Consider the following 14,137-nt stretch of genomic DNA (forward strand, 5'->3'; position numbering starts at 1 on the left):
CTCCGGTTTTTCTGCTGAAAACGCACTCTCCTCATTTTACGATCATCCCTTAAATTCCGGCGAAATCTTTATTTCAGCGCTTTACTTTGTAGCGGACAAAAAATAAAACAAGCACATGTTTAATAACCAACAAGTGTCCGCTTATGACCAGTCGAGAAAAACAAATCCTTCAGATCCTCCGGCGTGACCCGCTCATTCCGCAGCAGGAACTGGCCGGTGTATTAGGTATCAGCCGCTCTGCGGTGGCCGGACATATCATGAATCTGATGAATAAAGGCTACATCAAGGGTAAAGGATACATCCTCTCCGAGCACCGCTATGTGGTGACTGTCGGTTCAGCCAATATGGATGTTTGTGGTTATTCTGACCTGAATCTGGTGTATGAAGATTCTAATCCCGGTCACATTAAATGTTCACCCGGCGGGGTCGGGCGCAATATCGCCCAGAATATTGCCCTGCTGGGCTGTGAGTCTCATTTTATCTCCGTTATCGGTGATGATTTCTACGGTAACACCCTGTATGAGCAGGCAAAACTGGCCGGTGTGAATGTCAGTAATCTGCACCGCCTGCACGGGGAAACCACCTCCACCTACCTGTCACTGCTGGATCCGCAGGGTGAAATGATCACCGCGATCAATGACATGCGCATCCTGGAAAAACTGACCCCGGCGTTACTGGCAACCTCCCGCGACCTGATCCGGCACGCCGGTGTGCTGGTGGCGGACTGCAATCTGTCAGAAGGCGCGCTGGAGTGGCTGTTTACCAATGCGGGCAATGTACCGGTCTTTGTCGATACCGTTTCCGCGTTCAAAGCAAACAAAATCAAGCCGTGGCTCAGTCATATCCACACCCTGAAACCGAACCGCTTTGAGGCGGAAATTCTCACCGGTATCAAAGTGGAAAACAAACAGGATGTGGTGCGTGCCGCCAATGCCCTGCATGAGCAGGGGGTACAGCGCATTGCCCTGAGTATGGGCGGCGAAGGTGTTTATTACAGCGAGGCGGGCGGTGAAAACGGCTGGTCGAAGCCGTTCAGTGTCCACATTGTCAATGTGACCGGTGCCGGTGACGCCATGATGGCAGGCCTTGCCCGCTGCTGGCTCGAAGGCGAGCCGCTGTCACAGAGTATCCGTTTTTCCCAGGGCTGCTCCGCCCTGACGCTCGCCAGCGAGCTGACAAATAATCCCGGTCTGTCAAAAGACAGTGTTCACAAACTAATGGAATCACAAGCATGAAAACTCAACAACTGAACGCAGAATATCTGGATATTTCCCCTGAGGTTGCACAGGCGCTCGCGGAGAAAAAGCCGGTTGTGGCACTGGAATCCACCATTATTTCTCACGGCATGCCGTATCCGGACAACGTGAAAATGGCACTGGAAGTTGAACAGCGTATCCGTGACAACGGTGCGATCCCGGCAACGATTGCGGTCATTAACGGCCGCATGAAAGCGGGTCTGTCTCATGATGAGATTGAGATGCTCGGCAAAGAAGGCCACAAGGTGATGAAAGTGAGCCGCCGCGACCTGCCGTTTGTTATTGCTCAGGGCATCCACGGTGCGACGACCGTTGCCTCCACCATGATTATCGCGGAAATGGCCGGGATTGCTGTTTTTGCCACCGGCGGGATCGGCGGTGTGCACCGTGGTGCGGAACACACCTTTGATATCTCAGCGGATTTACAGGAACTGGCGCAAACCAATGTGGCGGTTGTCTGTGCGGGTGCCAAATCTATCCTGGATCTGGGGCTGACCACAGAATATCTGGAAACCTACGGCGTACCGGTTGTCGGCTATCAGACGGATAAATTACCGGCATTCTTCTGCCGTGAAAGCGAATTTCCGGTCACCATCCGCATGGAAACCCCGGAAACCGTGGCAAAAGCACTGCACGCCAAGTGGGCGACCGGCCTGAACGGCGGCATGGTAATTGCCAACCCGATCCCGCATGAGTTTGCAATGCCGGAAGAAACCATCAACAGTGCGATCGCACAGGCAGTACGCGAAGCGGATGAGCAGGGCATTAACGGCAAAGCAAGCACACCGTTCCTGCTGGCCCGTGTGGCGGAACTGACCGGCGGTAACAGTGTTAATTCCAATATTGAGCTGGTGTTCAATAACGCGAAACTGGCTGCCCGTATCGCTTCCGCTTATCAGCAACTGTAAGCGGCTGACCGGTTACCGGTCATAACAACGAATGAAATACCAGACCCGGTAAGGTGCTGATCTCACAATCAGCCTTTACCGGGCATTGCAGCATACAACTGATGAGTATAATAACTACGGGGCCGGATTATGGATTTATTACGGAGTTTGGCGGGGATCGGCGTTTTATTACTGATAGCATTTCTTTTTTCGGTGAATAAACGGAAAATCAGTCTGCGCACTGTCGGCGCGGCACTGCTGTTACAGGTGGCACTCGGTGCCATCATGCTGTATATCCCGGCGGGGAAATGGTTTATTCAGACCATCGCGTCGGGTGTGAACAACGTTATTGCCTACAGTGACGCGGGCAGTTCCTTTATTTTCGGCAGCCTGGTCGGTCCGAAAATGGACGTGTTATTTGACGGAGCCGGGTTTATCTTCGCATTCCGCGTTTTACCGGCCATTATCTTTATCACTTCTCTGATCGCGATTTTGTATTACCTCGGCATTATGCGCTGGGTGATCAACGTTCTGGCGTATGTCTTCCAGAAGACCATGAAAATCAGCAAGATCGAGTCCTTTGCTGCGGTGACCACCATTTTCCTCGGTCAGAATGAGTTACCGGCGGTACTGAAACCCTTTGTCAGCCGGATGAATAACAATGAATTATTCACCGTGATTTGCAGCGGCATGGCCTCCATTGCCGGGTCAATGCTGGTGGGTTACGCCGGACTGGGTGTGCCGATTGAATATCTGCTGGCGGCGTCTCTGATGGCGATTCCGGGCGGGATCCTGTTTGCGCGGATGTTAAGTCCGGCGACACAGGAATCCACCGTGGAATTCACCGAAATCTCCTTTAGTGAAAAACGACCAGCCAGTATTATTGAGGCGGCGGCAGGCGGTGCGATGCTCGGGCTGAAGATTGCCGTCGGCGTGGCAACGGTGGTGCTGGCGTTTGTGGCACTGATTGCCCTGATTAACGGACTGATTGGCGGCCTCGGCGGCGTTATGGGTTTTGAGGGCGTCAGCCTGCAAAGCCTGTTCGGCTATATTTTCTCACCACTGGCGTATCTTATGGGCGTGAGCAGTGAGCACATTGCGCTGGCAGGCAGCCTGATCGGCGAAAAACTGGCGATCAACGAGTTCGTGGCCTATGTGGATTTCTCTCCGCATTTACACGACGGCACACTGGATGCCAAAACGATTGCAGTGATCTCCTTTGCCTTATGCGGTTTTGCCAACTTCGGCTCGATTGCGGTAGTGGTCGGGGCGTTCAGTGCGGTTGCGCCGGAGCGGGCATCTGATATCGCCCGTGTCGGGATCCGCGCACTGCTGGCGGCGACATTATCCAACCTGATGAGTGCCACCATTGCCGGATTGTTTATCGGCCTGGCCGTGGCACCGGGTGTCTGACCGGTTCAGATGAATGTCCGGTATTTACAGACGCTTCCTTATAAAGGAAGCGTCTGTTACCAGCTGATACGATTCAATTTTTTTTATTCCGCTTAAGACCGCGTCAGGTCAAAAAAACAAATCCCGCTCCCCGTTAAAGTAAAAAAAAATCCGGTAGCCCTGTTGCGCGTGTGTTATTGCCTTCCTGCATCCGCAGAATTTGACCCGCCCCGCAAAATGACCATAAAACCGACAAAGAAGGGCCGAATGTGCCCGGTTATTGCATGGTTACCAATACCGAAAACCCGGAAAGCGATAGGTGAACATGAACAAATGTATAGTTGCGGACAGCCAGAAATGCATCGGGTGTCACGCCTGCGAAATTGCCTGCGTTGTCGCGCATAATGATCACCACTGGCCACATGACAGCCGTGATTACGCCCCCCCGTATCCGTGTCATGTTCAAAGAGAGTGACAGCCTCGCTGTCACCTGCCGCCAGTGCGAAGACTCCCCCTGTGCCGCTGCCTGCCCGGTGGATGCCCTGTATGTGGCGGACAATATAGTCAAACTGGATCAGGAAAAATGTATCGGCTGTAAAAGCTGTGTGCTGGTCTGCCCGTTCGGGGCGATGGAAATGGTGATGACGTTCGATCACTCGCACGAACTGGCGCAGAAATGCGATTTATGTGATACCACCGGCGGGTCGCCCGCGTGTGTGGCTAACTGCCCGACCAGCGCACTCAGCATCCTGGATGAACACAAACTGGTGATCCTGCGCAATGACCGCCTGATGCGGGCAGCCACCGGTGCATACAACCAGGCGCGTCAGTCGGAAATCCGTTTTGAGATCCTCAAACGTCCGCCGCGTGAAGGAACAAAGAAACAGAGTGCGGCCCTGCGTAAAAATCATTTCGGCGAAATCTATATCGGGCTGAATGAACAGTGTGCCGGTTATGAAAGTGAGCGCTGCCTGTACTGCTCACAAAAGGCGATGTGTAACCTGTCATGCCCGCTGCATAACGCTATTCCGGATTTCGTCCGTCTGGTGCGCGAAGGCAAAATTATTGAGGCGGCGGAGCTGAGTAACTCCACCAGCTCGCTGCCGGAAATCTGCGGCCGTGTCTGCCCGCAGGACAGATTGTGTGAAAGCCGCTGTACGCTGCGTAACCACGGCGGCGCGGTCACTGTCGGGAACATCGAACGCTATATCACAGATACCGCCTTTGAGATGGGCTGGCGTCCGTCTGTGGCGGAGGATGTGGTTCCGCGTCCGGAACGTGTCGCGATTATCGGTGCCGGACCGGCCGGGCTGGGCTGTGCGGATGTGCTGACCCGTGCCGGGGTGAAAGCTGAGGTGTTTGAGCGCCATCCGGAAATCGGCGGACTGCTGACCTTCGGGATCCCGCCGTTCAAGCTGGACAAACAGCTGATGGCACAGCGGCGGCAGATTTTCACGGATATGGGGATCACCTTCCATCTGAACTGTGAAGTCGGCAAAGATATCCCGTTCAGCCGCCTGATGAGCGAGTATGATGCAGTACTGCTGGGTGTCGGCACCTACGGCATGATGAAAGCCGGGCTGGAACATGAGGATTCCCCGGGCGTGGTGCAGGCACTGCCGTTCCTGATCGCCAGTACCCGCGAAGTGATGGGCCTGCCGGTGGCGGATGAATATCCGTGGATTGATGTGGAAGGGAAAAAAGTGGTGGTGCTCGGCGGCGGTGATACTGCGATGGACTGTGTCCGTACTGCTGTCCGCCGTGGTGCTGAGAGTGTTATCTGCGCCTACCGCCGTGACGAGGCCAGTATGCCGGGCTCGAAGAAAGAGGTGATCAACGCCCGCGAAGAGGGTGTGGAATTCCTCTATAACGTGCAGCCGCAGTTTATTGACCGCACTGAGCAGGGAGCCGTCAGCGGTATCGGGCTTATCCGCACACAACTCGGTGAACCGGGGTCGGATGGCCGCCGTCGTCCGAAACCGGTGGAAGGGTCTGAATTTATCCTTGATGCGGATGTGCTGATTATGGCGTTCGGCTTCCAGTCTCATCCGATGCCGTGGCTCAGCGGTCATAATGTCCAGCTGGATAAATGGGGACAGATTAAAACCGGCGGTAATGGCCGTATGAGTAACCAGACCACCAACCCGAAAATCTTTGCTTCCGGTGATGCGGTGCACGGCGCGGATCTGGTGGTCACCGCTATGGCTGCCGGTCGTCAGGCCGCCCGCGAGATGCTGAGCATGTTCGATGAACAGGCACAGTCACCGCAGGCGATGGTCAGTAACGCATAACAGAGAGCAGTAAAAAAAACCGCGATAATGATTATCGCGGTTTTTTACGGGCAGAAACCAGAAGGGTCAGATAACGCGTTTGTTCTCCGCGCTTATGGCCATATCCGGCAGGTCACGCTCTGCATCCGGGATATCCAGCATGGCTTCCAGCTCGTCAGCCAGCATATCCGGCTCTTCCTCATTAGCCGCACCACGCGGTTGTCCGACAGGGATCAGCAGATTCAGGATAATCGCTGTCAGACCGCCGACACAAATCGGGTTCTCGGCAAGAATATATAAAGACGGCGGCAGGATGCTGAAGATCTGCGGGTCATAAGAAACACCCAGCCCGAGACCCAGGGATGTTGCCACAATCAGGGTTTCGCGGCGGCGCAGGCCGTTGGAGATAATAATGCGCAGCCCGGCAATGGCAATCATGGAGAACATCAGTGTCATTGCCCCGCCCAGTACCGGTGCCGGAATAGTGGTAAAGAACCAGCCGATACTCGGGAACAGACCGAGGAACACCAGGATCACAGCAATAAAGCGCCCGATATAACTGGAGGCCACACCGGTCATCTGGATCACACCGTTGTTCTGGGCAAAGGTGGTCAGCGGCAGCGAGCCGAGAGCTGACGCGATAACGGACACCACACCATCCGCCATTACACCGCCTTTCAGCCGGTTCTGGTACACCTCACCTTTAATCGGCTGATTGGACACCATGGCTGTCGCTGTCAGGTTGCCCACCGCTTCCAGCACGCTGAGGATATAAATAATAGCGACCACCAGGAAGTGGGTGAAATTAAATGAGAAGCCGAATTTAAACGGCACCGGTACCGTAATAAACGCAGTGTTCTGATAGGTGCTGAAATCCACCAGTCCGAGGAACAGTGAGGCGATATAGCCCGCCACCAGGGCAATGGCGATCCCGCCCATCCGCAGCAGCGGGCTCTTGCAGCAGTTAAAGCCGATCACCACCAGCAGGACCAGTAATCCCACACCGATATTTTCATAGTTGCCGTATGTGCCGGCTGATTTGGCGGAGAAACCGCCGCCGAAGTCGATAATCCCGACCTTGATAAGGCTCAGGCCGATCATCAGCACCACCACGCCGCTGACAGTCGGGGTGATTATCCGGCGCAGATAAGGCAGCACAAAAGAGGAACCGACAACCAGGAAAGCACCGGCGAAAGAGACGCCGAGCAGAGAGGACAAAATCAGTTCTTCGTGGATCCCGTCACTGCGCATGGCGGTGCCGATGGCAATCATGGCAGTCACAAATGAGAAGTTGACGGACTGAATGGATAACAGGCCGGAGCCCATCGGCCCGTAGCGGTTAACCTGTATCCAGGTGCCGATGCCGGAGGCAATCATAACCATAGAAACCAGATAAGCTGTGGTATCGGCGGATAAATCCAGGGCTTTGCCCACAATCAGGGCAGGCATCACCATCGGAACAAACAGGGCCAATAAATGGGTTACCGCACCAAGAAGGGCCTGGAAAAACGGGGGCTTGTCGTCCAGCTGATAGATTAGATCAGAGGTTGGATGATTGAGATCTGACATCCTTCTCTCCTTTATAATAAATGGAATGAGAGGTCATACGTCGGCCTCAGCGGATCGTTTGGTACAGGGAATAAAGCAATAACTGAACCAGCGGCGCGACAAAGAAATAAAAATGTGAGAGATCTCTTAAATCATCTGCGATTTGTGAAACGTGTCACCGGGGATTTGCGAAAGGCTTTCCGTACCGGTCAGCCGGGCGGGAGAAAAGCAGAGTGAACAGGGTTTGTACAGTATGAGAATGATATCATCTCATTTTGATAATGAAACGGCAGTGATAATGGTATCCCTCCGGAACCTTATGCCGGAAGGAGATGCAGATACCCTGCAGAGTGACTATCGCGTTAATTAAATTTTATTTAAATAAGATATTTCCATTTTTTGTTAATGGAATTATATTAGAAATTAGTTTATTAAATTATGAATGCTAATTAAGAATGTGCAATTATCTTAAATAAACCGGCAAAGGTAAAAGTGAATTACGTTATTTTGCTGATATTCATTATGTAAATTAATGTTTTCATGTTGTTTTTTTTGTTATGTCATCAGCATGTTATTGTTCAGGGTAAATAATTCCGGTATAGTCAGGTTATAAATATGATTTTTATAATCAATGTGTTGTATGTATTTTGATGAAATTGCGGATTATTCATGAGATGAGTATTATCCTAAAAATACGGCAGTATCATATAAAATAATTTGGCCTTAAATTTTATCAAAATAATCATATGACATGCTCGTCCGGATTTTTTGTCTGTTTGTATCAATAACGCGGTGTTTTATTGTGTGTTTGCATAGTTCATCATTTTTTTATGTCATAAACAAAAGAAGAAATACTAATAAAAGGAATGAAGGTGAAAAATCAAGCTATTTACGCATAAAGCTAATCCATTTCTTATTGACGATATATTTTATGATGATAATTTTTAACTTCAATAGGGACTGAGTTATGTTTATTTTCTTTCTGGTAAATATATTCCTTGTTTTAAACTGAGCATTTTCTTATTGGTCTTTGTGTTTTTTAAATGTAAATTGAAATTGTGTTTACGTTATTATTCTCAGTTTTAATTAAGTATCGGGATGTTGTTTTATAACTCACGCCCGGCGTGAACTGTAAATTAATCTTCAGATATCTCACTGAAAATATTAAAAAATGCAGTTATTACAGATGTTTCTTATAACCGGAGTGTTATAAGTTAATATGCCCGCAAGGATGCGAATATAATCTGACTGACTCGTTATTATCTTAAAAAAATAAAGGAATTATTTTTTAATGATTTAGCGGGATAACGGATATATCCCGCGGGGACATAAACGGATGTTACCGGACAAAGTTGCCCGGTGTAAACGGACTTACCACACGGATGTATTATCAGGGAGCCTGTGTTTTATCATCACAGGTAATAAAAGGATTTACCCCGGGAAGGGAACGGTAAAAGGAATTTACCGTTACAAGGAAGTAAGAGCGGACAGGTGTCATGCCCCGATGCTCTGATGAAAACGGACTTTCACTGCAGTGCGCATGACAAATCAGAGCAGTTAAGTGTTGTCAGTACAAGGTAAAACATCGGTAATTATGGCGATCCTGTTGACGGAATACAGCAAGGTCGCCAATTTTTTTCTGTTACCGGGCGTTTTTCAGACGATTTACCGCTTCCGCCAGCAGTGCACGCGGCGTACCGAAGTTAATCCGCAGATACTGTTCACCATCCGCCACATAATGACTGCCGTCCTCAACCACCACGCCGGTCTGCCGGGCATAATCCAGAGTCAGTTCCGTCGCTGTGCGTCCGGTGGCGCTGATATTCACCCAGGCGAGGTAAGAGGATTCCGGCTGCATCATCTGCCAGTCCGGGAAATGCTCCGCAACGGCCTGTGTCAGATAATCCGCATTGCCTCTCAGGTAGCGGTTCAGCTCATCCAGCCAGTCAGTGCTGTTGTTGTAAGCCTCAATAATGCCCCATACCCCGAACAGATTAGGTGAGGTAATGGAATTTTTCTCCAGCTGACGGCGGAACTGTGCCCGCAGTGCCGGGTCGGGAATGATGCTGTAAGAGGTTTTCAGCCCGCCGAGGTTAAAGGCTTTGTTCGGTGAGGTCAGGAGGATCAGATTCTCCGGCGCTGCACATCCCGGGCGCAGACAGCCGGTGAAGCTGCCGTACAGCACATGTTCCGCATGCACTTCATCAATCACCAGCAGCACACCGTATTGCAGACACAAATCCGAGACCTGTTTTATTTCCGCCGCCGTCCAGATACGGCCGGACGGATTGTGCGGCGAGCAGAACAGCCAGACTTTCGGCCGGTGTTCGCGCATCTGCGCCTCAATATGGTCAAAATCAAGGTGATAGCGGTTATCCCGCGCCACCAGCGGATTGGTCAGCACAGTAACATTTTGCCGGGTCACGGCATGGGCGAACGGATCATACACCGGTGTATTCATCATCACACAGTCGCCCGGCTGACAGAATGCCTGCACCAGATAGTGCAGGGTGGAAACCGTACCGTAACTGAGTGTCACCCACTCCCGCAGAACCGTGACCTGATGGCGCTCTGCCTGGAAGCGGACCACCGCATCGTAAAATTCATCAAAGCACCAGGTGTAGCCGAAGGTACCGTGCTGTGCCACCTGCGTGAACCGCTCAATCACCGCCGGCGGGGATTTGAAATCCATATCCGCTATCCACAGCGGAATGAAATCCTGCGGGACCTCCCCGAAGCGGGAACAGACATACTGATGATCCCATTTCCGGCAGCGGTCACTTTTGCGCTCAATTATTTCATCAAAATCGTACATGCTCAGTTCCTGTTAAATTAAAGCTTCAATGCCGGATTTCACACTCTGCACCTGCGGGCCGATAATTACCTGCACACTGTGGGCATCCAGTACCACCACAGAGAGGGCACCGGCTTCTTTCAGGGTTTTCTGATCCACCTTGTCCATATCTTTCACCACCAGACGCAGACGGGTGATACAGTTATCCAGCGAATCAATATTCTCTTTGCCGCCGAGTGCGGTGAGGATCAGGTTGTGATCGTATTTGGCTTTGCCGCGTGCTTTTGTATTGGCTTTCACCGCCTGTTCGGCACCGTCAGCGGCATCTTCACGGCCCGGCGTTTTGACATCATGCTTCAGAATGTACCAGCGGAAGACAAAGAAGTAGATAGCGAACCAGATAATCCCGACCGGGAACACCAGATACCATTTGGTGGCCGTTCCCTGCATGATGCCGAAGATCAGCAGATCGAGAATCCCGCCATCGGTGTTCCCGATTGTCACGCCGAGCAGTGCCATCACCAGCAGGGCAAGGCCGGACATAATAATGTGGAAGATATAGAGCACCGGTGCGATAAACAGGAACAGGAACTCAATCGGCTCGGAAATCCCGGTCACGACGGAAACCAGTACCCCGGACAGTAATAACCCTTTGATCACCGGACGGTTCTCCGGTTTTGCGGTGCGGTAGATAGCATAAGCGACCGCAGGCAGACCAAAGATAAAGGTCGGCATAAAACCCTGTGACAGGAACGCGGTGACATGCGGGCTGAACGGCAGACCGGCTTTCAGTTCGGCATAGAAAATATTCAGTGCCCCGGCGACTTCATAACCGTCAACAAATTCCGTGCCCCCGGCCGGGGTAAAGCGCACCATCGCCAGCAGAATATGATGCAGCCCGAACGGCTTGAGCAGCAGCACGCCGACACCGTACAGGAACGGGCCGAAAACATCTGTGCTCTGAATAATATGGCCGATCCCGGCAATGCCCATAGCGACATATTTCCACAGGAACGGGATCGCGAGGCCAACCAGTGACAGTGTCAGCGCGGTGATAATCGGCACAAAACGGATGCCGCCGAAAAACGCGAAAGCATCATGCAGAACGGTATCCTGGAACCGCTCATGCAGGAAATAGGTGATAACACCGACCACAATCCCGCCCAGCACGCCCATTTCGAGGGTCTGGATCCCCAGTACCACCGACTGCCCGACCTGCTTCATCATCGCCGGGTCGGCAAGCTGGTGGGTGACGGTCAGGTAATAGTTGATGCTCATGTTCATCAGCATATAGCCGACAAACCCGGCAAAGGCGCCGACCGCTTTGTTACGGTTCGCCAGTCCGAACGGAATAGCCATGGCAAACATCACCGGCAGATAGGTAAAGGCAAAGCCGCCGACCATCGCCATAAAGCCGAAGGTCAGCTGAACAAATTCATTACCGAGAAACGGAAAACTGCTGATAGCGGAAGGACTGGTGACCGAACTGCCTATCCCGAGTAATAACCCCATGAATGCCAGTAACGAGACGGGAAACATAAAGGTTTTCCCGAGACTTTGAAAAAATTCCCAGAGTTTGGATTTAAACGACTTTTCCTGCGACATCGTAGAGTACTCCTCAGCTTCTTTATAATTTATTGGTTAAGGGGTGTTACGGGACAGTATTTTTTATTGTTGTTTTTTTTATTATTTTTTTCGCAGATGAAAAAGGCGGCACTGCGGGGGAACACAGTACCGCCTGACGGGTTACAGAAGCTGACCTTCCGCACCACAGACCCTGATTTTATCGCGGACCACCGCTTTCATGGCATCCATACCGACCCGCATGTAATAGCGCGGATCATTGCCGTCCGGATTCTCCGCAAACCAGGCGCGGACCGCTCCGGCAAAGGCGATTTTCAGCTCGGTGGCGACATTGACTTTGCACACCCCCAGCTCAATGGTGCGGCGGACATCCGCATCCGGCACATCACTCGCGCCGTGCAGCACCAGCGGGATATCCGTAATACTGCGGATTTTTTCCAGCCGGGCAAAATCAATTTTCGGACGGCTGGTATACAGGCCGTGAGCGGTACCGATAGCCACTGCCAGGCTGTCGATGCCGGTCAGTTGTGCAAAACGGCGCGCTTCATCCGGGGAGGTCAGAAAGGCACTTTCCGCATCCACATCCATATCATCCTCAACGCCGCCGAGACGGCCGAGTTCCGCTTCCACACTGCAATCCTGACTGTGGCAGAAATCCACCACGGATTTGACCAGCGCGACATTCTCCTCAAACGGAAAATGACTGCCGTCGATCATGGCACTGCGCACACCCTGACCGACTTTGGTGCGGATATCGTCAAGAGTTTCGTGGTGGTCAAGATGCAGCGCGACCGGCATGGAAAACGAGCGGGAATAGGCGTCACACAGTGCATAAATTTCCGGGAAGCTGATGTGTTTAAAGGTGCCCGGCGTGCCCGCCAGAATCACCGGTGCGCGCAGTTCCGCACAGGCTTCCAGAATGGCCTGAATAGTTTCGGCGTTATGGATATTAAACGCAGGAACCGCGTAGCCGTTGGCCTGTGCATGTGTGAGCAGATATTTGGTTGAGATGATCCCCATGATTACGCTCCTGTGTTCTGGTTATTGAAGGGGTGAATAATCACGCCCTGAACAACGCGGTTAACGGTGCCGCTGGCAGACGGGGTATCCGGTGTGATCCCGGTTCTGACAGACTGACTGAGGGCAAATAACTGTGCATACGGCAGGAAACAGAACAGCAGTTCTGTATCACTGAGGGCATCACCGGCAGGCAGATAGCAGTGTGTCCCGGCGCTGATGGCGTCATCCGGCAGATCGGCTATTGCGACCACCTGTTTGGCGATCCGGTCACGGCGCAGTTCGGCCAGCAAATCCAAATCATACTGACGGGTGTAAGGCTGGTTTGAGATGTACACAACCACCAGAGTGTCGCCGTCGACCAGAGATTTCGGGCCGTGGCGGAAGCCGGTCGGCGTGTCATAAAAGGCGGCGATTTGCCCGGCGGTCAGTTCCAGCAGTTTGAGAGCGGATTCCCGCGCCAGTCCCTGGAAGCTGCCGCTGCCGAGGTAAACCACGCGTTTAAACGAATCATTACCCGGCAGGATTTGTCCGCAGTTTCCGTGAGCGGCGAGAATATCCCGTGCCCGCTGCGCCACAACGGCAAAACGGTCTGTGCTGAACGTCTGCGGGGCGAGGACGGCGAGACAGCTGCACATCATTGAAGTGATGCTGCTGGTCATGGCAAAGGCTTTGTCATTGGTCTGCGGCGGCATCAGCAGAGCAAAACCGTTATCACTTCCCTGTACGCGCTGATACAGATGCCCCTCTTTATTACAGGTGATCACCAGATGAGAGCAGCGGGCAACACACTGATTAGCGAGGTCAAACGCGGCAACACTTTCCGGGCTGTTACCGGAACGGGCAAAGGAGACCAGCAGCACCGGCTGTTGCTCAGGCAGATAATCCGCCGGATTGGTGACGATATCGGTTGTCGGGATCGCCGTGACGCTTTTGCCGGTCAGGCGGCGCAGTACGGGAGAAATCATCTCGCCGATAAAGGCGGAGGTTCCGGCACCGGTCAGAATGATGCACAGGTTGTCCTGAGCCAGCAGCGGTGCCAGAAAAGCATCCAGCTGTGCGCGTTGTGAGTCGATTGAGTGTAATGCACTCATCCAGCAATCAGGTTGCTGGAGGATCTCCGTTTCCGTCCAGGTGGAATAGCGGGGTGTGGCGGCAGAAAGAGGGTCGTGCATAGCTTCATCCTTTACATGACGTTCAGCCGAAAGTGAAATGAATCAAAAGATCACCCGATCCGTCATTACCTTTCAGTTGGTTTCGTTTTGAGGTTTTATTTCAATTTACAGGAAGGAAAACGAAGGATCAATGCAGTAATGAAAAGAAAACGAAAAGTGTGATTTGCGCCACAAGTGAAATGATTAAGCTATTGTTTATTAGTAAGTTATGTAA

The 14,137-nt window shown here is 52.2% G+C and carries 8 protein-coding genes and 1 pseudogene; 4 read left to right on the plus strand and 5 right to left on the minus strand.

The genetic code is table 11. The annotated features are described in order from the left end of the window. Positions 1-143: 143 nt before the first annotated feature. The 4 genes and pseudogenes from JL661_RS04050 (at position 144) to JL661_RS04065 (ending at position 5,826) form a co-directional block, all read left to right on the plus strand. Entirely contained in the window at positions 144-1,235 is a 1,092-nt protein-coding gene (locus JL661_RS04050) for a PfkB family carbohydrate kinase (RefSeq protein WP_004237698.1), read from the plus strand. Next, positions 1,232-2,164, plus strand: a complete 933-nt coding sequence (locus JL661_RS04055) for a pseudouridine-5'-phosphate glycosidase (protein WP_004237699.1) — start codon at positions 1,232-1,234, stop codon at positions 2,162-2,164. Before JL661_RS04050 ends, JL661_RS04055 begins: the two co-directional genes overlap by 4 nt. Before the next feature lie 129 nt (positions 2,165-2,293). Continuing rightward, positions 2,294-3,556 (plus strand): NupC/NupG family nucleoside CNT transporter, encoded by a 1,263-nt coding sequence (locus tag JL661_RS04060; protein ID WP_004237700.1) that lies wholly within the window; start codon positions 2,294-2,296, stop codon positions 3,554-3,556. Positions 3,557-3,860: 304 nt separating this feature from the next. Further along, positions 3,861-5,826, plus strand: a pseudogene (locus JL661_RS04065) (FAD-dependent oxidoreductase). Positions 5,827-5,892: 66 nt separating this feature from the next. Here JL661_RS04065 and JL661_RS04070 read toward each other — a convergent pair. The 5 genes from JL661_RS04070 to JL661_RS04090 all read right to left on the minus strand — a co-directional run bounded on the left by JL661_RS04070 (position 5,893) and on the right by JL661_RS04090 (position 13,923). Beyond that, complete coding sequence (locus JL661_RS04070; RefSeq protein ID WP_049241981.1) at positions 5,893-7,374, minus strand: nucleobase:cation symporter-2 family protein; 1,482 nt, start codon at positions 7,372-7,374, stop codon at positions 5,893-5,895. 1,621 nt (positions 7,375-8,995) lie between these two features. Then, positions 8,996-10,168 carry a MalY/PatB family protein gene (locus JL661_RS04075; RefSeq protein ID WP_049247191.1) on the minus strand — a complete coding sequence of 391 codons (1,173 nt, stop codon included), beginning with the start codon at positions 10,166-10,168 and terminating at the stop codon, positions 8,996-8,998. A 12-nt stretch (positions 10,169-10,180) separates the two neighbouring features. Next, a complete protein-coding gene (gene malX / locus JL661_RS04080; RefSeq protein WP_004237705.1) occupies positions 10,181-11,752 on the minus strand; it encodes a maltose/glucose-specific PTS transporter subunit IIBC in 1,572 nt (523 codons plus the stop codon). A 141-nt stretch (positions 11,753-11,893) separates the two neighbouring features. Beyond that, positions 11,894-12,751: a tagatose-bisphosphate aldolase subunit KbaY gene (gene kbaY, locus JL661_RS04085; protein ID WP_004237706.1), complete on the minus strand. Its 858-nt coding sequence runs from the start codon at positions 12,749-12,751 to the stop codon at positions 11,894-11,896. A gap of 2 nt (positions 12,752-12,753) precedes the next feature. Continuing rightward, positions 12,754-13,923, minus strand: a complete 1,170-nt coding sequence (locus tag JL661_RS04090) for an SIS domain-containing protein (protein ID WP_062772674.1) — start codon at positions 13,921-13,923, stop codon at positions 12,754-12,756. Positions 13,924-14,137 lie beyond the last annotated feature (214 nt).

The sequence above is a fragment of the Morganella morganii genome, assembly GCF_019243775.1.
Taxonomy (GTDB): Bacteria; Pseudomonadota; Gammaproteobacteria; order Enterobacterales; family Enterobacteriaceae; genus Morganella; species Morganella morganii.